Source organism: Desulfosporosinus fructosivorans, from assembly GCF_004766045.1.
Classification (GTDB): domain Bacteria; phylum Bacillota; class Desulfitobacteriia; order Desulfitobacteriales; family Desulfitobacteriaceae; genus Desulfosporosinus; species Desulfosporosinus fructosivorans.
The window spans coordinates 325535-351103 of record NZ_SPQQ01000005.1; the positions used below are offsets into that span (position 1 = coordinate 325535).

The 25569-nt window shown below is 41.8% G+C and carries 23 protein-coding genes; 3 read left to right on the forward strand and 20 right to left on the reverse strand.

Annotated features, from left to right (window positions below):
* Nucleotides 1-141 precede the first annotated feature (141 nt).
* The gene (locus tag E4K67_RS16125; RefSeq protein WP_135548460.1) at nt 142-1329 is read right to left on the reverse strand and encodes an MFS transporter; all 1188 of its coding nucleotides are present in this window, start codon (nt 1327-1329) and stop codon (nt 142-144) included.
* A gap of 165 nt (nt 1330-1494) precedes the next feature.
* Nucleotides 1495-1980, reverse strand: a complete 486-nt coding sequence (locus E4K67_RS16130; protein WP_135548462.1) for a MarR family transcriptional regulator — start codon at nt 1978-1980, stop codon at nt 1495-1497.
* 1172 nt (nt 1981-3152) lie between these two features.
* Between E4K67_RS16130 and E4K67_RS16135 the strand changes: the two genes are divergently transcribed.
* Complete coding sequence (locus tag E4K67_RS16135) at nt 3153-4001, forward strand: site-2 protease family protein (RefSeq protein ID WP_135548464.1); 849 nt, start codon at nt 3153-3155, stop codon at nt 3999-4001.
* Between the two features lie 95 nt (nt 4002-4096).
* Here E4K67_RS16135 and E4K67_RS16140 read toward each other — a convergent pair whose 3' ends face one another.
* From E4K67_RS16140 to E4K67_RS16165, 6 genes are all read right to left on the reverse strand, one after another.
* The gene (locus E4K67_RS16140) at nt 4097-4366 is read right to left on the reverse strand and encodes a sll1863 family stress response protein (RefSeq protein WP_135548465.1); all 270 of its coding nucleotides are present in this window, start codon (nt 4364-4366) and stop codon (nt 4097-4099) included.
* A 100-nt stretch (nt 4367-4466) separates the two neighbouring features.
* The gene (locus E4K67_RS16145) at nt 4467-5057 is read right to left on the reverse strand and encodes a DUF5105 domain-containing protein (protein WP_135548467.1); all 591 of its coding nucleotides are present in this window, start codon (nt 5055-5057) and stop codon (nt 4467-4469) included.
* Nucleotides 5058-5212: 155 nt separating this feature from the next.
* The gene (locus tag E4K67_RS31125; RefSeq protein ID WP_135548468.1) at nt 5213-7825 is read right to left on the reverse strand and encodes a winged helix-turn-helix domain-containing protein; all 2613 of its coding nucleotides are present in this window, start codon (nt 7823-7825) and stop codon (nt 5213-5215) included.
* Between the two features lie 289 nt (nt 7826-8114).
* Nucleotides 8115-8984 (reverse strand): PhzF family phenazine biosynthesis protein, encoded by an 870-nt coding sequence (locus E4K67_RS16155; RefSeq protein WP_135548469.1) that lies wholly within the window; start codon nt 8982-8984, stop codon nt 8115-8117.
* On the reverse strand, nt 8947-9171 hold the full coding sequence (locus E4K67_RS16160) for a hypothetical protein (protein ID WP_135548632.1): 225 nt from the start codon (nt 9169-9171) through the stop codon (nt 8947-8949). Before E4K67_RS16160 ends, E4K67_RS16155 begins: the two co-directional genes overlap by 38 nt.
* 203 nt (nt 9172-9374) lie before the next feature.
* The gene (locus E4K67_RS16165) at nt 9375-9704 is read right to left on the reverse strand and encodes a helix-turn-helix domain-containing protein (protein WP_135548471.1); all 330 of its coding nucleotides are present in this window, start codon (nt 9702-9704) and stop codon (nt 9375-9377) included.
* Between the two features lie 151 nt (nt 9705-9855).
* Here E4K67_RS16165 and E4K67_RS16170 point away from each other — a divergent pair, with 151 nt between their 5' ends.
* The gene (locus E4K67_RS16170; protein WP_135548473.1) at nt 9856-10242 is read left to right on the forward strand and encodes a LytR/AlgR family response regulator transcription factor; all 387 of its coding nucleotides are present in this window, start codon (nt 9856-9858) and stop codon (nt 10240-10242) included.
* On the opposite strand, the gene E4K67_RS16175 is transcribed toward E4K67_RS16170, so the two are convergent.
* Nucleotides 10143-10367 (reverse strand): phage portal protein, encoded by a 225-nt coding sequence (locus E4K67_RS16175; RefSeq protein WP_135548634.1) that lies wholly within the window; start codon nt 10365-10367, stop codon nt 10143-10145. The two genes, E4K67_RS16170 and E4K67_RS16175, sit on opposite strands and share 100 nt — an antisense overlap.
* Before the next feature lie 259 nt (nt 10368-10626).
* Entirely contained in the window at nt 10627-11481 is an 855-nt protein-coding gene (locus E4K67_RS16180) for an NAD-dependent epimerase/dehydratase family protein (RefSeq protein ID WP_135548475.1), read from the reverse strand.
* A gap of 140 nt (nt 11482-11621) precedes the next feature.
* Between E4K67_RS16180 and E4K67_RS16185 the strand changes: the two genes are divergently transcribed.
* Entirely contained in the window at nt 11622-12449 is an 828-nt protein-coding gene (locus E4K67_RS16185) for a helix-turn-helix transcriptional regulator (protein WP_135548477.1), read from the forward strand.
* Between the two features lie 546 nt (nt 12450-12995).
* Here E4K67_RS16185 and trxB read toward each other — a convergent pair.
* The 10 genes from trxB to E4K67_RS16235 form a co-directional block, all read right to left on the reverse strand.
* Nucleotides 12996-14198, reverse strand: coding sequence for a thioredoxin-disulfide reductase (trxB, locus tag E4K67_RS16190; protein ID WP_135548479.1), 1203 nt, complete (start codon nt 14196-14198; stop codon nt 12996-12998).
* A 65-nt stretch (nt 14199-14263) separates the two neighbouring features.
* Nucleotides 14264-14584, reverse strand: a complete 321-nt coding sequence (locus E4K67_RS16195) for a thioredoxin family protein (protein ID WP_135548481.1) — start codon at nt 14582-14584, stop codon at nt 14264-14266.
* Nucleotides 14585-14732: 148 nt separating this feature from the next.
* Nucleotides 14733-16214 (reverse strand): SLC13 family permease, encoded by a 1482-nt coding sequence (locus E4K67_RS16200; RefSeq protein ID WP_135548483.1) that lies wholly within the window; start codon nt 16212-16214, stop codon nt 14733-14735.
* Nucleotides 16215-16481: 267 nt separating this feature from the next.
* Nucleotides 16482-18500: an alkaline phosphatase family protein gene (locus E4K67_RS16205; RefSeq protein ID WP_135548485.1), complete on the reverse strand. Its 2019-nt coding sequence runs from the start codon at nt 18498-18500 to the stop codon at nt 16482-16484.
* Nucleotides 18501-18852: 352 nt separating this feature from the next.
* Nucleotides 18853-19782 (reverse strand): LysR family transcriptional regulator, encoded by a 930-nt coding sequence (locus E4K67_RS16210; RefSeq protein WP_135548487.1) that lies wholly within the window; start codon nt 19780-19782, stop codon nt 18853-18855.
* Nucleotides 19783-20516: 734 nt separating this feature from the next.
* Nucleotides 20517-21485: an RCC1 domain-containing protein gene (locus E4K67_RS16220; RefSeq protein ID WP_135548489.1), complete on the reverse strand. Its 969-nt coding sequence runs from the start codon at nt 21483-21485 to the stop codon at nt 20517-20519.
* Between the two features lie 189 nt (nt 21486-21674).
* Entirely contained in the window at nt 21675-21797 is a 123-nt protein-coding gene (locus E4K67_RS31130; protein ID WP_274594881.1) for a hypothetical protein, read from the reverse strand.
* A gap of 201 nt (nt 21798-21998) precedes the next feature.
* Nucleotides 21999-23471 carry a hypothetical protein gene (locus E4K67_RS16225; protein WP_135548491.1) on the reverse strand — a complete coding sequence of 491 codons (1473 nt, stop codon included), beginning with the start codon at nt 23469-23471 and terminating at the stop codon, nt 21999-22001.
* Nucleotides 23464-24858: a sensor histidine kinase gene (locus E4K67_RS16230; protein WP_135548492.1), complete on the reverse strand. Its 1395-nt coding sequence runs from the start codon at nt 24856-24858 to the stop codon at nt 23464-23466. The genes E4K67_RS16225 and E4K67_RS16230 overlap by 8 nt, the downstream gene beginning before the upstream one ends.
* Nucleotides 24855-25568 (reverse strand): response regulator transcription factor, encoded by a 714-nt coding sequence (locus E4K67_RS16235; protein WP_135548493.1) that lies wholly within the window; start codon nt 25566-25568, stop codon nt 24855-24857. The genes E4K67_RS16230 and E4K67_RS16235 overlap by 4 nt, the downstream gene beginning before the upstream one ends.
* Between the last annotated feature and the right edge of the window lies 1 nt (nt 25569).

The window sequence follows — 25569 nt, forward strand, 5'->3', positions numbered from 1 at the left end:
TGTGGTTTAAAACAGAAAGCATAATTCTCTTCCTGGTTCATACGATGCGTATGGATTTTATCATTCGCCAAATACCACTTACAATAGGGGAGACGAGTGAGAGCTAAGAATATTTTTAAGATTGTATAAAATTTTTTAATTTTATTTTTTAATATATGGTTGTAATTTCGAGAATAAAATTAGCGATCCAATCATAACACAAGTTGCCACTCCATATAGAATGCCCGGACTTAATGAATATATAGCTGCTGCTGCAAGAGGAACAAGAACTCTGTAAGCCGACTGCAAACTTTGATTTACACCTTGTAATTTTCCTTGGCTACTTTCGTCTACAGACTGCGAGAGTCGTCCGTTGTAGGACGGATCGAACAAGCCTTCGCCTAGCGTGATACTCATAACCGCAGCAAGAATAAGTACTGGAGACGAGATATGAATACTAAGAATTATTAGCGTAAGTCCCAGTGCTAGTCCGAAAAGACCAACAATACCAATATTTTGCTCACTGAACTTTTTAAGAAGAAGCGGTAATAACACAGCTCGCGAAATAATATCGCAGGCTCCAATAAGAGTAAATATACCACCGATAAGCGCGGGCCCCCACGAGTAAATATCTTTTAAGAAGATGCTGAAATTGAATTGATAGATTCCTAATCCCACATAGAAGAATCCTCCGACGATGATAAGCGCTCTGGCCTCTTTCATGGTGAAAATATCTTTGAACTGACCCAAGATATTGAAACTTTTTATCGAAAAATGGGTTGATCGTTTTTCGGGAGACAGTGATTCCGGCAGAAAGAAATAGGTACAAATAACGGAGAGGAACATTATACCTGCCGTAACAAAAAACGGCAGCGTAATTGAAATGGCGCCAAGCGGACCTCCTAGTGCAGGCCCTATCATGCATCCTATTCCCATGGCAGCACCTATATAGCTAAACCATTTTGTGCGCTCCTGCGGCTCGGTGCTATCAGCAATGTAAGCAAACAACGTACTGATATTGCCTGCTGTTAGTCCATCAATTATCCGGCCCAGAAAGAGCACCCACAGCGCCCCACCGATACCAAACAGAATATATCCTATAACAGATCCGAGTAAACTAATGATTAAAATCTTTTTTCTACCGTAGCGATCGCTTAATGCCCCAAATATTGGCGCTGCCAAAAAAGTGCAAGCCGCAAAAACTGATGCCAGCGCACTCATTCCTACAACTATTTGCGAAGCGGGCAAGTAGTTGCCAAGTAAAAATGGCAATAGCGGGAACACCACCGTCATCCCGATTCCATTCATCAACACAATCCCCACAATGATCCACAGAAATTTTTTATGCATTTAAAATTCTCACCTCTCGAAATAAATTACTTATGTTTCCTTGGCAACATAAGTAATTTACCATTTTATCGTTTCCTTGTCAACAATAAAATGAGGCTGTATCATACGCTGATGTTCCAGCGTTTTGATACAGCCCCCTTTAGGCTACTTTTTGATACAGCCCCATTATTCAAAATCATTTCTATTTGTTATATCTACACCTTGCTTCTTTATTTCTGCATCCAAATGCCTACTATACTTTTCCACGAAGCTAAGCATACTGTCAAATTGTTCCTCGGTTACCTGCTCAAATACGGCTTTATCCCGCTCTTGAAACTCTTTGTGCAGTTCCTCATGGACTTTATAAATTACTTGCCCTTGCGAAGTCAAGCGGAAATAGATTTCTTTCTTATTATCCGGTTTCTGATAGCTTTCAATGATACCCTTTTTTATGAGCTTCTTGGTCATTTTGCTTATGGCGCCCCTAGTCATATAAAAGGACTCCGCAAGTTTTGTCACGTTGGACCCTACATTTCTTCCAATGTATTCGATGCAATGTACTTCAGAAGACTTATAACCCTTAAGACTGTCTTCCATCTTAAACTTATTAAGCCAAGCCATCTTGTTTAATAAGTCCCTGAAACCCATTGTGACCTGTTCTTCTCTGTTCATGGCCTGTCCTCCCACCCGTTGGTGCATTAACTATATTATATTAAATTTTTGTTTCTATTTCAACAATGTTAAAGTAAATATTCTTAGAATTGAGCTACAGGCCGCCGGCATCGAGGAATATCTCGGTACCGAGGTTCCTTCGGAGGAACTGATCTGGCAGGCCCCAGTGCCGTAGGCTATTAAATTGGCGGATTTGGAATACACTCCTTGCTGGGGACTTCCTCAGCGTAGTACCGAATTGTATTAATCGGGGTTGCAGAGAGGAACTTTAAGGTGATAGCCACCTTCTGAGCCATAGCCTGGTTTTCAGCAATTTAGAAGAGTGTCAATACGAATATACAATTCTGTGCCTACCTTTGCATTAGACCCGTCCTTGCCATTTTGCATATAGGTGTTGCCATTCATTATGAAAAGATAATAATCATGCGACGAATTTGAATTTTTGCTGCTATAGATTACTCGCAGCATATAGCACGCATGGAAGGAATCAATATCCTGTGGAGGATATTGGGTAGACTTTATCAAGTAACTGAATACTCTATATTCCGCAACGGGAACGTTGTCAGTTGTCATTAAGTGTTTTGATTGGCAATCGAGAGAAATAAGGCGAGTGGCATCTGGCCGAGCATCCGAGTAGCGGGAATAGGAGGCTGAGAAAAGCGTAATGTACATGGCCATTTAACCGCAGTAAAATTATATCGAACCTTTAACTCGCAGACATGTCCCTGTCCACTTGTCACGTTTCCCTTGTCACGTTGTCACGTGTCACGTCCAACGTTCACTGCTTCTTCATTAATACGAGATCGACTGAACTCTTCTAAAACATCTTCGGTTTTGCCCAATATTATGCCCTCCCAGTTACTCAAACTCACGACAGATTGACTACTTGCGGAATGCTATTTAACACAGTGATAATCTTTCTACCTATTTGAAATTTCGCTTCAAATCATGATAACTTGTCTGTGTAAATGTACATTCTTTAACGCAAACTGTACACCCTTCTTAGCAACTAAACGCGGTTCTGTATTCCCGATTAACACTGAGGCCTGTTGAAAAACAAGCTATAACAATGATAAACTAAATATAATAATATACCAACCAGAATATCCAAACTTAAGGTTTGGGAAAAAGCTATAGAAACCTTGAGGGAAAGTGGGGAGAAAATTAGTAAAATGATCGGCGACGAAAAATCATATGTTGAAGATATAGTAGAAAAACCAAAGAAACAAAGCCCTAGAACGATTATCGGTATCCTGATAACTTTAATACTAGGATTATTAAAGTTTAGCAAGCTTGCAGTTATCGCAAAGTTTTTGCTGACCTTACTAAAGGCATCAAAATTTGCCGGCACCTTTTTGAGCATGGGTTTAACCATTATTCTGTATGCTCAAATATATGGTTGGTTATTTGCAATAGGCTTTGTTGGTGTTATTTTTGTTCACGAGATGGGTCACTATGTCACGAGCACGAAAATTGGTCTTGATGTCTCTGCTCCAACTTTCATTCCTTTTCTTGGCGCTTTTATCAGGATGAAGAGTATCCCGAAAAGTGTTAGGGAAGAGGCAATAGTAGCGATTGGCGGACCCGCGGCAGGGGCGTTCATCACGCTTGTTTGTATAGGGCTATACTCTATAACTGGTACTCCCTTTTGGGCAGGATTAGCCTATATAAGTGCCTTAATAAATGTCTTCAATTTACTACCTTTTGGCTTCTTAGATGGGGGCAGAATTTCGAAAGCAATTTCGCCCTTTATTTGGATTATTGGCTTAATCTTAGCTATCATTCTTATCTGGAAGCTACATGCTTATATACTCCTCTTGATCGTGTTCTTTGGCATCCTTGAAATCATCTCTATGTATAGAAATAAAGCTCAAACTGCTCTATACCTGAGTGTAGAGCCCATCTTCAGGTTTCAGATAGGGGTCTCCTACCTTTTTTTACTCGTGCTTTTAGTAGGTTTAATGATGTATTCGTTAGACATTTCAACGGCATTCACAGATTCGCTTCGTGATATGCGATAACTTTCTTCTCTATGTTGTTCTCAATAGGACAAAAACAGGTAGTTGACCAGTCAAGTCAACCACCTGTTTTTTATCATGCATTTTATACATCTTAACTACTTAAGCTTACTAAAACGAGAGATCCCCTTCTCGATCGAATCCTTCAACTCGTTCCACGATTTCTCAGTTCCAATTTTTATATCTTCCCATCCAAGTTCGCTGGTTTCTTTAAGCTGTTCATATTTCTCAAAGAAAGCATCCCTTTTCTTTTCTAGGCTATCCATGTGAGAAAGGTACTCTAATTTAATATCCGCCTTAACCTCAGCGACTCCAGCCTTCATCACCGCTAATTTTGCATTATATTTTGCTAGATTGGCCTCAAACATGATCGAGATAGGGTTGATAAAGCTTTCAAACTACTAAACCAGAAGTGTACGGGAAAGACGAAATAATAAAATCATAATAGTCAATTTCTAAAGATTTATTTTATTGACTAAGCATCTCATTAAGATTCCCGGTAAGGTTATTGACAAGGGCATCGTTATCCTGGATCACCCACATTTTTTTTGCCTTATCTTTATTCAATGTAATCTCAAGTTCATTTGTCAGAACGGGAGCATCCGGCTTTGATATACTTTCCTCCAGATACTTCATCATGTTTTCTTCCATTTTTTCATCAGAAATTTCCTCGCCTCCGAAAGCGGAATTAAGCGCTTCATCCATGACTTTCCCCAATATCCCTTCAAAGATTTTCTGAAGGTCAAGATTGGTTACCTTGACTTTAGCAGTTGCCGTCTCTCCTGCTTCTACTGAAGAGACGATTTCATGTTTCGTTTTTGAAAAGATTAATTTTGCAAGCTTTTCTTCTTGTGGGTCAGCAAATGTAAAATTACCGCTATCAGAAGCACAATATGACTCTGCAGTTTTCAAATCAGCTTCGCTTAATGATTTGAAGAACCCATTTACGCTTTCTTCTGCCTTTGGAAAATTAGTCTTCGTGCAACCTGCCATAGAAAAAACTAATGTGATGATTACCAGGATGAGTAAACATCTTGATGGGTGTGAAAATTTTGTCATGATATCTCCCCTTTAGTTGAATTTTCAATCGAGTAATATAAATTTCTACAATTTTCTCGACTATTTTCATTGTAAATAAAAAAGCCCGACATTTAACCTATCGAAAGTTAGGTTAAAAGTAGGGCTTTTTCTGTTTTATAAACTATTTATAAAACTCAGCTGATTATATTAAGACGTCTTGCCTTATCCACTGCCTGAGTGCGCTTATTGACTTCCAGCTTGGAAAATATGTTGTTGATATGCCATTTGGCCGTTCCGGTTGTAATGAAAAGCTTTTCAGCGATCTCATCATTGGACAAACCTTCCGCTATAAGCTGGAGAATCTCTATTTCCCTTTTCCTGAGAAGATCTGTACGTTCGTAGATTATTTTTGTTTCTTTCCTGAATAATTTATCAATAAATTCCGGAGCTGTATCCCTCACTTTATAAGTCAGTTCCAGAAGCTCGCTTCCCTCATCAATAAAATATCTTTCATAGCTTTCAGGGGCGGCTATTGTTACTGCTTCTCTCACACAGTCCAGAGCTTCGGCCTCCGTCCCCAGGTGTTTCTTGACCAAAGCTGACAGCAGCAGCACTGTAATCAGCTCTCCATACCGGCCTTCTTTTCTTACAAGTTCTTCTTTCTCTTCAAGAGCTGTCTGGGCTTTGAGGAAATCTTTCTGCGCAATCAAAACCCTTATGTATGTAAAATAGGGGTTTATGTCCGATATCCCCGATACCTTATCAAAGGTGATTCCCGGTTCCTTCAGCCACATGGAAACCCTCTCAATATTTCCTTCCCTAAGAAACAGCTCCATTTCCAATGCTTCGAAAAATACGGTGATCCTATGGGCTATAAAATCTTTGTAATAAGCTTTTAATCGATATGCCATTTCGAAAGCCTTTTCCTTTTCTCCCGTACTATAAAGCAATAATACTAAATACCATTCTCCCAGCCCTCCCAAATGAGCAAATCCCAGTTCCTGGTAAGATGCAATACCTTCCTCCAGATACTTTTGCGCTTCTTCCAGCTTATTAGCGCAATACAGTAGCATCCCCACAGGCAAATATACGATTTTAGCCATCGGCAAGTGATTCCCGCCATGATCCGTTAATCTTTCAAGGGTTCTTTCACATACGGCGAGCGCTTCTCTTCTCTTCCCCATACAATTAAGATAAAATGCCACATCGTGAAGAGAAGTCACTTCCAGGAAACGGTAACCCTTTCTGCGGGCTCCTTCATGGACTTTGGCATGTAAGGCTTCCGCTTTGCGGGTATGTCCGTTCAAACCATTTGCGTGTCCCAGAGCAATTAACGCTCCATAATAGAAAAGCTCCTGCTTATCCTTCACAAATGAAAGTCCTTCTTCTGCATCCTTCAAAGCCTTCTCTTTATCTTCACTATTATATCTGAAAGGCGCGGATGCCTTTGCCATCCCAACGATTATCGGATCATTGCTGCTTTCCTCTATATGTTCCAAGCTATCGATCACTTTATTTGCTTCATTGATTTCTCCTGTAATCAACAGGCACCAGGCCCTATATACTTCCAGAATACCTTCCTTTTCCTTCTTTATTGCCGATACTGAATTCAACCATGAAAGCAGAGTTTTTAACTCACCTTTTTGAAAAAGCTCCATTGCCTTATCTTTAACCAGGCTTGCCGCCGCCTCTCCGTCTCTCGCCTCCAGGGCGTATTCCAGAGCCGCTTCGGTAAATCCGTGCTCCCTGCACCACAGGCTCGCCTTTCTGCACATTTCTGCCTTCCGGTCCTCATTCAGGCCCATCCTTAAAAATTCAGAGAATAGATGATGGTATCTATACCATGTATACGTGTCATCCAAGGGTACGATAAAGAGATTATCCTTTTCCAACTGCTTTATGATTTTTCTGCTGTCTTTGATTCCCGTTACAGCTTCGCAGAGCTCTCCGTTAAATTTTTTCAACGTACAGGTCCTGTTCAGAAAAATACGGATTTGCTCCTCCTGGCTTTTCAGAACCTCATCCATTAGGTAGTCTGCAATGAACCGGTGATTACCGTTAAATTCTTTCATAAAGCTTTTGGCCCGGGCTTTTTCCATATTCTTTATGGACAAACCGGTCAATTGCATGCCCGCAGCCCAGCCTTCCGTCTGCTTTTCAACGATTTTCAGCATATCATCGTCAAAAACCAAATTAAAATATCTGCTAAAGAATCCGCTGATCTCTGCACTTGTGAATTTTAAATCCGTGGAATTCAGCTCTGTTATTTTATCTTCGACTCTCCACCTTGAAAAGGCAAACGATGGTTCCTTGCGAGTAATTAAAACAAGCCTTGGTGCTATGGAATCAAGCAGTTTTTGTAACAGTTCATTAATGTACGCGTTATTAATAACATGATAATCATCAAACACCAGAATAAAAGGCTCTTGGACCTGTTCCAGCTCTCTTGCCATATATAAGCTAACAGTTTCCACTCCCGGCAGCTTTGGCGCAGCCATCAAATCCTCTATCATTGTTCCGAATCTTTGATTTATCTTTCGGACTGCCGCGAGCAAATAGTTTATGAACTTTAAAGGATCATTATCATATTCATCTAGGGATAACCAAGTGTAATTGTACTCCAATCTGCTTAACCATCCCGAAATAAGCGTTGTTTTACCGTATCCCGCCGGAGCGGAAACAATTATTATTTTATGCTCTTTATCCAGTCCCTCATCCAGCTTTTTATTCAGAATATCCCTGCATATATGGTTCTGTCTGATAGACGGCATATGCAGCTTTGTATCCAGAAGAAATTTTTTATCCATTTTTCCCCCTCATATATATGAAAAATCATCACATTGTAATATCGTATTTTTTTGATAAAAAGAACAGATTTCATCACAGAATCAGGAGGTTTCTTTTTTTCAACCGCTTTTTTATTTCATCGATGAATAACAAGGCCAAAAAATGCATTTTTTCGGTCCGTCTTTTGCCGATTTTTTGCATCAAACCACTTTATACTGGTTGTCCTGCTTATTTTCCCCGGGACCACAATTCGTCATCAGAATTATACTCTCTAACTCATTACTACCTGCAAATTGCAGTTGGTGTTTTTTATATTTCAACTTCTATTCTCGATAGGTTCAGAGCTTTTCCACCCACTTTGACCTCATATATTTCATTGTTTTCCACGCTTAAAGAAACCATAATCTCCGATGGCATGTTCATAGAGTATCCTTGCTCAAAAACCATGTTTTTTGCGTGTTCGGGCTTAAGCTGATCATATTTAAGCAAATAACAAGCCAATGCACCGTTTGATGTCCCAGTAGCTGACTCTTCAGGAATACCATAAAGAGGAGCCAAGTTGCGACAATGTGCATTTGAATCATAGAGCGAATCAAGAGCAAACAAGTGATAACCAATTGTGTTGTACTTTTTGCTGATTTCTGAAACCTTTTCAAAATCGGGCTTTATGCCATTCAATACTTCCATGCTTCTGATGGGGACTATGATATCTCTGAGCCCAGTCGATACAATCTGTGCAGGCAATTTTTCATTCATGTCATTTACAGAAATATTTAAAGAATCTGCTATTTCTTGTTTTTCTACCGCCTCATAAAAACCAGGCTTCGTTTGATTCATCATGATTGATGAGTCCGCCATAACCTCTACATTTAAAACACCTGCTTTTGTTTCCTGCGTATAATTTCCACGTTTAATATAGTCCTCACTTAATAATGTTGAAAAAGCCGCTATTGTGGCATGCCCACATAAATCAACTTCTTCAGTCGGTGTGAAAAAACGTACTCTATAGTCTGCAATATCAGACTTCATGACAAAAGCAGTCTCGCTTAGTCCAAGGATGCCAGCTATCTTTTTCATATCATTTTCTGATAATGAATTTGCATTTACCACAACGCCTGCTGGGTTTCCACCTTCCACTGTTTTAGCAAATGCATTTATTATATAAGCCTTTACTTTCATACGAATTCCTCCAAATCAATTTAAATATGTGCTGTGAAAACAATTTCAATTCCTCTGCTTTTTCTACCAGGTATTTTGAAACGGTAATATCTTGCAATGCTATCCCTGTACTATCAAAAATTGTGGTGTCTTGTTCCGATATCCTCCCTTTTACATTACCCGCTATCAACTGTCCAATTTCTCTCAGAGCCTCTCTTTGATAAAGATTTTTTCATTTATAACGACGGGGTTGAATTCGAGCATGAGAGGCTTACCTTTCATGCTTCGGTTATGTTGGGGGTTAAGAAGGCTCAATCCCTAGCTCCATTATATTCATCGTCGCTTCTCTCCCTCTTTGTCCACTTTAAAAGTCTGTAAACAAAAAAAGTGCTGTCCGCACTTTTTTAAAAACTATAGCTTTTCATCAACTAGCCAGGTTATGAAATGATCAACCAGCTCCTGCTTTTTCTCATCACACAGCTTGATTTTTTGATTAATTTGGGAAAGCAGACTGTCATTCGTGTGTCTGAAAATACCCAGCAGGAGGTAATCCGGCGTGATGTCCAGGGCCTCACATATTTTAAGCAATGTATCAATGCTGGGAATAGAATGATTGTTTTCTATATTGGAAATGTGGTTGTTGCTAAGTCCCGTGGCTTCTGCGACGTCATCCTGGGTCAGGTTCAACACCTTGCGCCTTTTCGCAATCCGTTCACCTAATTCTTTGTAATTAATCTCCAAATCTTATCACCCTGTTTAACTTTATCAATTATGAATAATATTTTTAACAAAGTACAAGGGTATTTATACACTTGTACTTGTATCTTTAGGGATATATAATGGTTTTAATACCTTTTTAGTTGTATATAAAATAGCTTTGGAGGGAGATATTTTGTTTACTATCGGCATTTGCGATGACAGGCCGTTGTGTCGTCATTTATTGGAGGCATTCATTCATTTATATGAAGAAGAAAAAGGGTATTTATTTGATATTTACCAATTTGGCAGTGGTGAAGATCTTCTCGAAGAACTTAATACGCAGGGGATGATTCTTGACCTTCTTTTTCTTGATAATAGTATGAAAAAGATGACTGGTCTCGAAACCGCCAAACAAATACGGCAATCCGATTCCATGTCAACATGCAGCATTGTGTTTGTGACATCTGCCGATGATTACCATCAATTTATGCAGGTCCAGCCTTTACAAGTCGTATGCAAGCCCGGTACCCAGGAGCGTATTGCTACTATATTAGACAAGGTTCTGTCCAAAAAAGTGTAATAGTAAGCTTCAGTGGGATTAAGTATTGTCACTGAAAACTCTCCTTCTGTATCCACATAGTTGAGTTCATAGGCTTCTCCATAGATTTCTGATTGCTTTCGTAGATTGGCCATGAGATCTTCCATTTCTTGATTTGAACGTACACCATTAATCACTCTGGATGCTAAGTATTCCACATTGCTTGGAATCAATTAGAAGATGGAGGGAAGTTTCACTCTTCGAAGTTTTGCTGCCAGCACGTTGTTTAAAAGAACGGCTGGAAATGACCCAGATTATAGAAATTTATACCACTGTAAGCCTGAAAGTTTACAGTGGTGTTTTGAAGCTTCCCTAAATAATAATCAAGTTTGGCACCTTTTAATATACCGTTTTTGTAAACTAAAACTACAAGGCACCCCTATCTTTAGCGGTATAAATAGAAGGATATTTTGGGTGGAAATTTAGTTCTTTTTTAATGCGCTCTGTATCTGCTGTCAATTCCCATAGGTTAGACATAAGCCACCCATCCTTATTAGGAACCTGCTCTGGTCCTCCGTGTAGCTTATATAATTCACCTATAGTAATAGGGTTATCATCAGCAACGTTGTATATGCGACCGCCAATACCGGGTGTACTGGCAGCAAGCAGCAGTGCTTGGCTGACATCCTCGTGATGCACTGGCGATAGTTTCTTTAACGGGTTCCAGTTAATCATATAAGGCAAAATTTCTTCAATGTGAGGATCACCATTACCATAAACAAATGCTAGTCTCATAATACGAATATCTAATCCTTGTTCACGATATAATTTTAGTAGAGCTTCTTCTGCAGCAATTTTTGTTTTGGGATATATCTCTTTAGCTGGTATAAGAATATCGTCTTCTCTGCATGGTCTGTTTACATTCGTGTCTCGATATACATTACTGGTACTGGTAAAAACAAATCTTGTGACACCTGCTGCTAGAGCTGCTTTAGCTAATGCAATCGTTGCATCTAGATTCACTGCTCGAGCTACTTCTTCACTAATACCACCTCGAAATTGGGCTGCTGTATGCACCACAGCATCAACCCCTCGTATGGCTTCAGTGAGATTCTCATTATCCACAAGATCACCTAAGACCACTTCTGCCCCCTGTTCTTTCAATGTGAGTGCTCGCTCAGCACTTCTTACAAGAATACGGACAGCATGACCTTGCTTAAGTAAATACGGTACTAAACGACTTCCAACCTTGCCTGTTGCCCCAGTTACAAATAGTTTCATAAATTAATTCACTCCAAGCTAAATAGTTTTTGTTTATCAGTTATCTTTTTGTTATATTACTAATATATCAGAGTTAAAAATTTCAACCAGATTGTGTTTATCATACGATTGAGAGTAGTAGGATATGAGGAGCAAACTAAATGAAAGAGATTACATTACAGCAGTCGCTAGGTGAATTTTTGCGTGCAACTAGAGAACGCCTTACACCAGAACAGGTTGGATTGACCTCACACGGACGCCGCCGCACATCCGGACTTCGCCGCGAAGAGGTCGCTGAGCTTGCCAATGTTGGTGTTTCTTGGTACACATCTATAGAACAAGGGAAAGACGTACACCCTTCTCCTCAAGTATTGGGAAGTTTGGCTACTGCGTTAAGATTATCCGATGATGAACGCCGATATCTTTTTTTATTATCTAAATCCGATGAAATGGAAGAATCAGAAGTTTATAAAGAAATTAGCAAAGGATTAGAAAGAACTGTTTTCGCATTGGAACCTCATCCTGCATATATAATGGGTAAATACTGGGATGTACTATTATGGAATCGTGCAGCAGAATTTGTATTTCGATTTCCTCCATATTCTTCGAGCATAAATCCAAAACTAAACTTATTACATCATTTTTTAATTGATCCAATCAGTAAAGAAATGAACTCAGATTGGGAGGAACGGGCTAAAATCATGATTGCGAGATTCAGGGCAGATTGTGCCAAGTACCCTCAAGATGCGAGGCTAAACGAAATGATTGAGAAATTTAAGCAAGAAAGTGAATTATTCAATTCATGGTGGTCTCGCTATGAAGTTAAAACTGTTACTGACTGTCACAAATTATGCAATGATCCTCGAATTGGAGAATTGGAGTTTGAACATGTGAATTTGCAGTTATCAAACTGTCCTGATTTGAAACTAATGATTTATACTGCCTCACCTTCTACAGCAGAAAAGCTTAAAAAAAATGCGCTGGTGTGAGAACTTCTATCTCAACCAACGTATTAAATATTTCTTCGTCAAACTGAGCAGGGCGGAGAGTCTGTCACGGACGTAGCTAAAAAGATTTGCCAAGTCGGAATTAAAGTCGTTGTAGACCTCTATGACGGCGTCAGATCAGAATTATACTCTCCACGTGCCTAGCAATAACCTATCGTTCAATTAGAAAACACATGAGATAGTAATTTTCTTCTTTATCTGGACTGTGCTTTCAATGTTGTTTTTTTGAAGTGCTAGCCTCAAGCCCACCCCTTCATTCTCAAGCTTTAAACTCCCTAATTCGATTCTCCAACATTAGAGATTTACGTCCTTATTGCTATCATTTATTAGGTCTGCAAATGATATGAAGGCACCGATTACTAAAAACGATACTATACTCTATTATCTATAAGGTCTTCGAGATGCTACCTGAACTGAAATCTTTCTCTTTGCCCTTTCCGTAGCAGAACTTTCCGATACGAAGTAGTTCCATTCACCAGTAATAGGTAACTATCAGTTACGCACCTCTCTCTCCTGATGACGGCCGTCTCAAACTTCCCCATCCCAAAATGTCAAAATGTCTCCTGAAATATCACGGATAACCTTGCCTTCCTTGAGCAGTAGGGCAGCCCGTGTCGAAGTCACGTTATAGCGCTGAGCTATCCTTTTCTTCCTTGACATGTCCACTTTAACCAGTCTTACTTTGTGCCCACTTTCGGCTACTGTCTTCTCCAGCCTCGTTACGGCGTGTATACTTTCTTCATCCACAGGACTCCAAAATGCAAGCAGCACCGGCTTGTTCGCATTTAGCACATTCTCTTTAAAGTCGTCTTCTTCGGCCAAGTATCTCTCAACTGTCACTGCCGCTACTGCGCCGTCATTTGCTGCGGTCACCACCTGGCGGAGGTATTTGACCCTGGCGTCTCCCGCTGCGCACACGCCATCTACACTAGTCTCCATCATCTCGTTGGTAACAATGTACCCTCGATCGTCTAAGTCTACTTTGCTTTGTAAAAATTCTGTCTCAGGCACCATGCCCACATATATGAAGACTCCTTCAGCCTTTACTTCTGTGTGCTCTCCGGTCTTTAAGTTTTGGATCACGACTGCCTCGACATCTTCACTGCCTTTGATCTCGGCTAGGACGGAGTTCCAGATGAAATCCATCTTTTCGTTCTTAAAGGCTTTTTCAGCACTGGCCTTGTTGCAGTCCACGATTCCTTCATCGTGAATGACGATTACAATGACTTTGCTGGCGTACTTTGTGATGTAGATGGCTTCTTCTATGGCAGCGTCTCCGTTGCCAACGACTATTACGGTCAAACCTTCGTAGAATTCGGCGTCACATGTGGCACAGTAGGATACTCCATTGCCTCTCAGTCTTCTCTCGCCTGGTATGTTCAGCAGGCGGGGCTGGGACCCTAGCGCTAAAATTACTGCTCTGGCCTGATACTGATTGCCTTTTTTAGTTTTGATAGTTTTGATTTCTCCATCCAGCTCGACTTCCGTGACTAGACATTTAATAATTTCAGCGCCAAACTCTTGGGCATGGTTTGCCATAGTTTTTGTTAAGTTCGGACCTGTTATCGATTTATAGCTGGGGTAATTTACTATCTCCCGAGTGGTAAAGGCCATACCGCCGACCGCGCCTTTTTCTAAGATTACTGTTTTCAGCTTGGCACGCGCTCCATATATTCCTGCAGTTAAACCTGCGGGGCCACCTCCAAGTATCAGTAGATCGTATATTGACATTAGCAAGACCCCTCAATGCAAGTATGTTTTAGAAGTTTGGGATAAAACTGCTCGTTGACTATTGTTTACAGCAATTCTGCAATCTTTTCTTCTAATTCTTCTTCCTCAACTTTACCAGCCAACTTAAATTGATATTCACCATCTTTAAAGAATAATAGCTGTGGTACTCCTCTGAGGGAAAATCTATTGTACAGGTCCCTTTGTTCTTCTGAGTCAACATAGTAAAATCCCAATTTGTCTTTGTAATTCTCGGATATCCCTTCAACCATGGGAACAACTTCTGCGCAAACATGGCAGGTTTTCCGACTAAATACCACCAGACAATTTTCAGCTTTATCGTAAATAATCTCATCAAAGGTTTTTGCATCCAATCTACTCAGTTCCATTATTTTACCTCCATCATATTATTAGCTTTATAGCTGGAGCGACAAATAATACATTTCGAAAACAGGACAGTATATGTTTCACAACGACAAGTCTTGATTTGTCAATATTAAATATTAATTTCTTCTAGCGTCAGATATAATGTTTCAGTTACAGCATCATACTTCTCACTATAGCGACAATAACCATAATGATTAACGTCATAAGGAAAGCATAAAAGTTATAGAGGTAAGCGTGTTTAACTGGAATCCATTCGCGGTTGCCAAAAACTAAAGCACCCGGAGTTGACGCACCAGGGGTTGCGATGGCTGCACTCAAAGCCAAGTTCAAAAATGGAGCAATCACCAGAGGATTAATACCTAATTGAATTGCAAACTGACACATAAGGGGGGTCATTATGGCCGCAGCAACTAGATTATGAGCAAACTGGGTTAATACACTGGCAACAATCGTCACACTAACAATTAACATCATAGGACTGAGACCGGCAATATAATGACCAAAATTCTGGGCGACAAAGGCCATGATACCCGAATCTTTGGCACCCAACCCATTGGCAATTGGTATTGAAGCTGCAAGCAAGATAATTATTTGCCAATTCATATTTGTATTCGCCATTTTGGCAAAATCCATTAGAGGCTTACCTTTAATTCTGACAGCGACTAGAATTAGTAAGACAATAGCTATACTACCAGTCATGCCTATATTGGCAAGCTGCTTTATCCCCGGGGTTGTCATAGGCAGTACCCCAGGCAAAAGCAACATGAGAATAAAGGTTCCTAGAGCTGCGATGCCAATTTTTTGCTGGTAAGTTATTTTTTCATCTCTAAATTCCGCAAAAAAGTCTTCCCCTTTTTGAAGAGGTGCAACATCAGGTCTAATAATAAACTTCATCACAGCCAAGTAAGCAAGAATACCTAAAATGCTAATTATTAAGCCAACAATGGTAAAGCTTCCAAAACTAACGGTCAAGCCTGTCAATTTATTCATATTCCCCAAAATAATTGCCGGTAAGGGTTTCCAAGGCAAAAAAGAACCGCCCAACATACAGCTATATGCTATCCCAACTAGCATCGCTGAAACATACTTTTCGCCGGGTTTATAGCCCAATTCCGTTGCAACTTTATAAAAAATAATCCATAAAATCAAGGTACAGGCAATTATACTAATAAACGAACCTAGAACAAAACCTGCCAAAAAAATCATTAACGAAAATACATAAGGCCGTCCTATGGAGATTCTTCGACTAATAAACCAATGTGCAATGGTCGTAGTTAAACCAGTTGAATCTAAATACACCGCAAAAACTAAGGCAAATAGTATGAGCAAGGTAACAGAGTTGCCAAAGCCGTCCTGGAATGCGGCTGTGACAGTAATGAAGCCGGATAATCCTACTGCAATGATCCCTAGCAAACTGGGCCAGATCATATCGACGAAAGTCCAAGCGTACAGTAATCCAAAAAATATTCCTAGCAAATTCATACCTAAGTGGGTAATTGGAGCTACGGGTGGAATATACTTAAAGCCAAACATAAGTGCCAATACCACTACACAATGCAGAAAATATGCGGTGTCTTTTGTCTTTGCCTTAGGCACAATATTTTTCGTTTCAACTTTATTGGAAACACTCATCGTTTATCCCCCTGTTCATATAATTGTTAAATAAAAATTATAATAGTATTGTGTTTGCAACAAATTCCGTGAAAGCCTATACTTTCACAAAATATAAGAATTCTAGCACATTGAATTTCATCTAGGTTCTGCCTAATAGGGTCTCTTTCCTATGCAATAGTAGAAAAATTGCATACTACCAAATAACACTTCTGAGAAGTTATTGAATATTGGTAGTATGCCTTCCTGCATTCATCTATAAATCAGACAAAAATTAATATTCTAATCCTAGAACTCTTCAGATAAGATCTGGTACACGGGTGCACCTTCACATTGAGCAGGCATTCTGACACCGCCAATAACTGCTACTGTCGGGGCAACGTCGACTTCACGAATAATACGCTCTGTCTTAAAGCCAGTCTTAAAGCCAGGTCCTGCCGCCATAAAGATTGGAGAAACTGAGGTGCCACCGTACCCTCGGGTCGTGGACAGCGAATCGCAATGGTCGTAGTTATAGCCTTCTGCCGTCCAATAATTGATATCGCCTGATTCAGGGCCGCCCATGCCTAGTAATACAGCATCTTGGTTTCTTAAAGCCATGGCAATAACCCTCTTGCCAGTTATCTTGTCTTTATAGCCATAAAGGGCAGTCATGATTTCTTCTTCAACTTCGTATTGATCTTCAGGCTCTACAATTCCGTATTTATCCCGGCCTTTAATATTGAGATAAATATGGTTACCCCGGCTGGCAACGGCTTTGGTATTGGCCCAGTCGATTTCTCTAAGATCATTACCCTCGGCATCTTGTTTAATGTTCGTGAAGCCCAGCTCTCTCATCAAAGCAACGTTAACACCAGTCATATCCCCAATTAATGGTACATCATGCTCTGGACAAACGGCAGCGTGATCTGAAACAATCAATACTGTCCAGCCTTCATCCAATAAATGCAGAAAGCGACCGATATAGCCATCTGTCTGCCGATAGACATCCTCCATCATTTGGCTATAATCTTCCGGATTCCCTTTCCCCCCCTTCTTCATATTGTGGATAATCATATGACCTTGCAGGTCAATATTATGGAAATGAGAGAAAATGACTTCGAAGTTTTCCTTCTCGATCAGGTAATTCAGCGTATCTGCCTGCCAGTCAGCGGTAGCCTGCCATGTGGCGATCATACATTCCTTTGCGATCTGGATAGTGGCATTACCAATTAAACAAGTCGGCTGAGGGAACGCTACATTTTCGGTTACAGTTCTAAATAAACTTTTAGGATGCCATAAATCATCGTTTGTAGTATCCATACCGGCTGAAATCCACATTCTGACCTGCTCGCCATTAGGATCCAAATGCAGTATCCGCATATTGCGGTTAGCCAGGACTTTTTCATCATCGTCTCTAATGGCTTCGTCAAGCAGGTCCCTGACATACACACCCTTTACCAGGACGACCATCGGTTCCGTTTCTTTCTTGGACTTATAAATGGCTACTCTGTCATATATACCCTCGGCATTTTTCAGAATAAGACACGGTCTACGAATCAACCCATGACCGTGTAGCATGGTAAATTCCCTTGCATCTGCCGGCGCATCTGCCCAGCCAGCTGCGTCTTTAATTGGTGAGTAGACCACATCAAAGGGGGCTTCCGGCATAGCACCTTCGCCATCCGCTAAGGTCAACAAAATACGGACCTTTTTCTTGGCTTTTACACTTTCAGCCAGATTAAAAGTGCTTTTCTGAACCTTCAAATCGCTGATGACGCACGGTACATCACCGTCAGAGGCTGCTTGTTTCTTATATGTCACTTCTTCAGTCTTGACACTGGCGATCAAAAGCTTTTCAGGATCAACTATGGCCACGCCCATATTTACATTGCCAGGCTGTGTACCATCTACAACACTCAGGTTAGGGCTACTTGAGCTTGGAGGCCATGAACTCCCTGGCCAATGCCAGACGAGGGTTTTCTTCCCGGCTTCGGCAAAAACATTCCATAACTGTTCTGCATGACAATTGGACGAATCCAAATTATATTCGATGGTGTCCAGAGACTCCTTTGACTGTCGATAAAAACAAGTTATCCCATGGGTTACTGGATAAGCGCCAGTTGCCAAAGTAGTCCACATTGGAGGTGTAACTGTTGGATGCCCTCCCTGCATAATCAAATCTTCTCTCTGAGCACCTCGTTCTAAAAATTTTTTAGTATTAGGCATCTTGCCTTCATCCACAAACCTTTTCGTTAAACTTGGATCCATACCATCAATACCTAAAATTAGAATCTTGTCTGCCGATGCTTTTCTACTTCTATCCATTACCCCACTCCTTAATTTTTTTCGGATGACGTGTGGAAAGTCTTAATCTAATTGGCATTATGCATGCACAGGTATTTGCTTTCCTAATATCATTATAAGTAATGTAACTATATTGCATAGCAGAAGTAATGGACATCTATCGAAATATTGCAAATAATAGTTGCAACAGAAAAATGACAGAGAAGACATAAATGCTTCATAACGACAACGTTTGATTTGTCATTATGAAGCATTTATGTCTTTCTAGAGTCTTATATGGGGTTTCATTGAGCGAAAAGATCAAAAGGATATCGAGGCCAAATTGTGGACGTAACGAAATTTGGAAAAAAAGCTGAAAGCACTGGCTAGCGGATCAGGTAAAGTTTTTCAGCATATCCAAGAACAGATCAATTACCTTCTGATTTTGCGCATAAGATTCTTTGTTGAGCACCGATATAATGATAGGGGTTGGCGTGTTCTTCAACGGAATAAAAGCCAATCGCTCTTTTTGTTTAAAGAAAGTAGTGCTTTTGATTAATAATTTGCTGACAAAACCAATGCCCTGCCCAGCTAAAATCGTTTCTTCAAAGGTTTCAAGACTGTTGGTACTAATTTTAATATGAGGTGAATAACTTTCTTTTAATGCCAGTACGGCAGGAATATTGATTTCTTTCCCTTCATGATAAACTACAAAAGGATATTTGAGGAGCGATTTAGGAGTAACGGCCGTTTTTTTCTTGGCCAGCGGATGTTCATTGCTCGTGACAATATATGATTTGTCTGTCAAAAGGGGATTAATTAGAAAAGGGTTGTCAGGTTCGAGCCATTCTAATGGCGTTTCATATATGACTATGAAGCCTAACATGATTTTTTGTTGCTTGATATTGCTCAGGATATCTTCCAAGGTTGATCTGGTGATATCAATAGTAATTTGTGGATATTTCAACATAAACTGCTTGATGGTTGGCTGAACCAAGCTGTAGTTGGGGATCGCCATAGTTGCAATGTTGAGATGGCCTTTAGGTAAGGCGACGTTTTGGCCCCCCTCAATTTTGGCAATCATTTCTTGCAACTGGGCGAGCTTGATTAAATGGGTTGTCGCAAAATCCGCCGTGAGTTGGCCGGTTTCTGTCAGAGAAACCCCTTGTTGATTGCGGTGTAAAAGACAGGTATTCAATTCATCTTCTAAGTTTTTAATACTTGCATTTAGCGCTTGATGGGAAATATTCATTTTTTCACTGGCCTTATTAATAGAACGGGTCTTGGAGATTTCCAGCAAATAAAGTAGTTGCTGAGTGCGCATTTTGCTCCTCCTTACTTAGGGGCAACTGAAAGACCCCTCAATATATCTTCAATAATTCGAATATACCTCCGGTCATTGTATTGAAACTGTGATACTATACTCATATAATTAAGGTATAATATGAGTATAATCACGATACATTAAATTTGGAAGGACCCCAATTATTTTCCGATTCGCTAATGGCCTCAGTACGTTATCACCAATAATGAGGTCCCTCTGGAGAGATAAAACCACCTGTGTTAGATTATTCTACCACAGGTGGTTTCCTTGTGTACATTATGCAAATTTGAGGCAGCGTTTTGATCATCTGACTGCTTAATCAATTGGAATCTCTAGCATTTCGTGGTTGCTTTTTGAATAAGTCATTCTTTGGACGTCTAGTTCCAACTCATCCCCAGTACCCAAGAAACGCAGTGTTCTTGTATGAATGATAGTACCATCGTATGGTTTATCAGACTTGTCTATAATGGTTTGTTCTAGAGAAGCTTTCTGGCCATCCATCACTAGATAAACCCGACTTAATATTAAGCTTTCTTCACTGCTAATGGTTATATGTGTAGAGGGAGAATACTAAGATTCAAAAGTTTAATTTTCCACTAGGAGAGATTTTCTGGTCTTATGTAAGTATGAGGATGCTCTGGGAGAATCAAAAATATGACCAGTAATTATACGTTGGCGAACTGATGACAAATGAACCCAATGAATCCAAATATTTGTATTATAAATATTGAAAACTAATTACCGGGCAGTTGGATGCCACACCAACCGCTTACATCGCATTGGCCATATTCATTATCACCCACAGCAACCACCGTGCCGTCCGATTTAAGGCCGAGAGTATGAGCGCAACCCGCCGCAACCGCCACAATATCGCGCCAGCCACTTACATTGCATTGGCCATGCACATTCCAACCCACAGCCTCCACAGTACCGTCCGATTGAAGGCCGATGGTATGAAGGTAACCCGCCGCTATCGCCACAATACCGCGCCAGCCGTTTACATCACATTGGCCATGCTTATTCAAACCCACAGCCGCCACCGTTCCGTCAGATTTAAGACCGACGGTATGAAGGTAACCCGCCGCTGCCGCCACTATGTCGCACCAGCCGTTTACATTGCATTGGCCGTACCGATTAATACCCACACTCGTCACCGTTCCGTCAGATTTGAGCCCAACGGTATGCCAGTCACCCGCCGTGACCGCCAGCATATCACGCCAGCCACCTACATCGCATTCGCCGTAAGTGTTGCGACCCACAGCCACCACCATGCCGTCCGATTTAAGACCGAGGGTACGACACCAACCCGCCGCAACCGCCACAATATCGCGCCAATCGAAGACATCGCATTGGTCATGCTTATTCCAACCCACAGCCACCACAGTACCGTCAGATTTAAGACCGACTGTATGAGCATTACCCGTGTTCGTCGCCATATGTACATTACCCGCCGCGACCGCCACAATGTCGCGCCAGCCGCTTACATCACATTGGCCATAATTATTATCACCCGCAGCCGTCACCGTTCCGTCAGATTTAAGACCAACGGTATGACGACGGCCCGCCGCTATGGTATCTTTGGGAATCCATACCTTGCTGAACCGAACAACGCCATTAATCCGTCCTTCCTCGCACAATTTTTGGATGCGCCGTTCTGAAACGCTCCACCTCAACGAAGCTTCTTTCGGTGAAATGTAATCCATGTTTTACCTCCTTGAAAACAAGTCCTATTTTGTTATATACGAAATGGAATACTTTGGGGTTCAGTATACATTGACATTCATATATTAATTATTAATTGCTTACCTCTGTTACGGATTGAATGAAAAGATATTGTTTTGAGAAGTGCCGCCTGCATCGCATGATGACAGGCGGCCTAAATTTCATTTCAATTAACCTTCTCCAGCCGCACCACCGTCTCCACATGCCCCGGAGCGACGATTCGGATAACTCTGTCTTGAATACAATTGCCACAAGGACATGGACGAGGTTCTGACGGACTTTATGAAGTTCATTAGCCCTCCAATCGGCACGGGGGTTTCATTCCAAGTTAGGAGAGTAACCCCATCCCTTGAAGGCCAGTGGCATCCGCAATCCCCATTACGGCAAACATTCACCTAACGGCTACTAGATCAAGGCGTAAATTTGGCGACAATCAGGACTCAGCTTGGACTTGTTTCGCCATACCAAAAATGTCCTTCATATAATACAGATATTCAGCGCACCCGAACCGAGCTGCCGGACAAGGCTTGGGCGCCATAAGCGAGAAAAGATTTCTCCCAGCTGTCAACATAAGACCCTGTGGCCCACTCAGCCATGATTACGGTTGCTCCTTCCGGCAGGTCCAGCTCCGCCAAGGGGTTTTCGGCTAATTGCTCTGCACCGATGGTGTAAATCGTTAATTTATTTTTGGTTTTAACCAGGGCAATATCCCTATTGGGGGAGGTAAAGGCGTCCATGGCGTCAGGAACCCGGTCCTTGATATTGTGCCAGCTTAAGACTAAGGTATCATAGAAGACCAAATTGGTCGGCGGGATGATCTTGAGGTCAAAGTCTGTTTGCTCAAACATTCCCCCATTTTGATAGTTAATTCTCCCCACCAGAGACCAATGCCCGTTTTTCCGTGCCAGGCCGAAATTTTCCCCAGATTCATCTCTGACAATCGAGGTAATCCCTTTGTCTCTTAAGCCTGCAACAGTCTGTTCCCTGACACTCAAATAAGCGTTAAATCCGTTGTCCCCCAGCAGATCAGATACCTTTATTTCTGCAGGAGATGATAGTTTGTCGACCGGAAGCACCTGTAATTGATTAACACTGCCGATTTTCTTCTCGATAGCCACATAATCATTACCGATATAGTTGATGATTCTTTCCGCCGGATCGGTATAGACTTGATCGTCCGTTCCGTCTTCCGCTTTCTTCATGTCGGAGATCTTAGCCGCCACATTACGGGCGCTCAATAGATTGCCTGTCTTTCCGGCGGTCGGGAGGTCCTGGACACTAAGTTCCCAAAAACCGCTGGTCCGCGGAAAAAAAGGCTGTTCGGAGGCCAGAACCGGGTGAAGCTGATGATGATCGGCGGCAATCCAAAGTGTTTGATAGGTATAGCCATCGCCCTCCTGCATCCTCAGCCCCAGCAAGACACCGGAAGTTCCTTCATTGCTGTCTTTGTTCAGATCCTGGGCATTGGTATTAGCTGCTCCCAAAGTACTTTCCGCCTGATCGGAAACTTTTTTCAACAAAAGAACTTCGTTTTGCACAAAGAAAATCATATTTTTATCATCAAGCTTCATAAATTCACCCAGATAATTGGCAGCCGCATAGACAGTAAGCACATCAACCTCCTGGGTTTTCTGAGCAGAAATACCGGCAGGCGGGATATATTTTGTCAGCAAGTAATCATCTGCCTTCACCCTTTTGATTTTATAAGAAAGCTGCTCCCAGACATGTCCGCCGAAAGAGACGGCACCTGCAGCAAACTGGACATCACTTCCCACCCATTGCTGGGTTGCTTCTTCCCCATTGCTGTTGGTATCCAGCTCTTGAAGCACCGTCCATTTACCAACTAACGGAGAGACCGGTTTGGACGGCGGGATAATCTTACCGGCCGATGCTCCCGAGGATTCGGCGCAGCCGCCAAGTATCAGCAGCAAAAAGGAAAGCAAGAGAAGCTGGCATTTTTTAGCCATTGGCACACACCTCTCTAGGCAGAGTAATGACCACGGTTGTCCCCACGTTGACTTCACTGCTGATTTCCAGCTGCCCCTTCATCAGGATGACAATCTCTTCACAGATGGATAAACCAATCCCGTTTTTGGAACGTGAGCTCTTGCCTTTGTAAAACTTTTCTTTCACCATGGGCAGCTCCCCGGCAGCAATGCCGCACCCCCTGTCGGCAATCGTAAACGTATAGTCTTTTTCCCCGATCTCAGCCTGAAAGCGAACAGACCCCTCGGCAGCCGTAAAATTCAGGGCATTATCCAGAATATTGATTAATACTTGTTTCAAACGGTTAGGATCTGTCAACAGATCGGGAAGGTTTTCCGAGTAAACAACCGTGAAATGAATATTTTCCCGGGTAGCCCGCGGCGTCAGCTGTTTGCGGATATGTTCCATAAGCTCGGCCAAATTAACAGTTTCATATTTGAGTTTGATCCTGCCGGAAACAAACTTGGAAAAGTCCAGGAGTTCCTCGACCATCTGGGTGAGGCGTTCAGCCTCCTTGGCAATAATCCCCAGGCCGTCCTTCAGCATTTCTTTCTGCTGGAATTTTTCGCTTTGCAGCGTAATCGCCCAACCCATAATCGAGGTTAGCGGGGTGCGCAATTCATGGGAAACCGAAGATATAAAATCATTCTTCAGCTTTTCTTTTTTGGTAATTTCATCAGCCATGTAGTTCAAGGTATCTGAGAGCTTGCCAATCTCGTCATCCCGCTTTTTTTTGCTCTTGATTTTAAAATTGCCCGCCGCCATGCTCTCGGCAACGGCTGTCACTTCTCTCAAAGGGATAAGAATAGTATTGGCCAAAAAAATGCTGAGCAACCCGACAATCAGCGCCACAAAAAGGCCGATGGCGATAAAAATTTTAGCCGTGTCTCGAATGTCCTGATCAATAGCACTGGTAGAAGCAATAAAACGCAAGGCTCCGACAATTTGCCCCTCCGATTTCAAAGGATAAGCTACGGCCATAACTTCCTGGCCGTTTAATTTCCCTACCCATTCCCCCATCTTGTCATTGAGAGCATCCTGGATATCCTCCATGGACTCTCCTTGTTCAGGGATCATCCCCAGGGAATCCATGACAATCTTCCCGTCCCGATCGACAATCTCCACTTTGGCATCGCTTTGATTCCAAAAGGCATCCACATTATACAGGATGTTATCTTCTAAAGAGGTATCGGAATAGTATTTGGAATACATATCCGCACTGATTTTGACCTGATTGGTCAGGTTGCCCCTTAGGCTGTCGTAATAATTCTGCTGAACCGTATAAATCAGCAGCACTTCCAAAATGGCCACCGAAACCAAAATCACAATCATAAAATTGGCCGTCAGTCTCCCTCTGATCCCTTTCATGGAAGCCTCCCACCAGACTCTGGCTGCCACCGGTAACCGGAACCCCAAACGGTTTTAATATGGCGGGGCTCAGAGGGATTATCTTCGATTTTTTCTCTGAGCCGCCTGATATGCACATCTAGAGTTTTGGTATCGCCAAAATAATCTTCTCCCCAGACCGCATTCAGCATCTCTTCTCTTTTCAGAGCTTTCCCCGGATTTTCCATGAACATTTTTAACAGAGCATATTCTGTAGGGGTCAGTTCCACTTCCGTATTGTTTCTGAGGAGTTTATTGGCGGCGATATCCAGGGACAGGTTGCCGTAAGTATAGGCCGTTCTTCTGGCTTCAAAATGGTTCCGGCGCCTTAACATGGCTTTGATCCTGGCAATTAATTCAAAGGGATTAAAGGGCTTGACCATATAATCATCCGCTCCCAGTTCAAGACCCATAATTTTATCCGTATCCTCTCCCTTGGCCGTCAGCATGATGACGAGCGGGTCCGGCATGGTTTTGCGAATCTGCTGACAGACTTCCAGTCCGTCTATCCCAGGCAGCATCAGATCCAGCACCACCAAATCGGGGAGGAATGTCGTGAGCAGAGCCAAGGCCTCCTCTCCGCTGGCCGCTTCTCCGACTTCATATCCGGCCATCTCCAAATTGAGCGTGATAAAACGCCGGATCGAAGCTTCATCTTCAACAACCAATACTTTTATCTTATAATCGTGCATA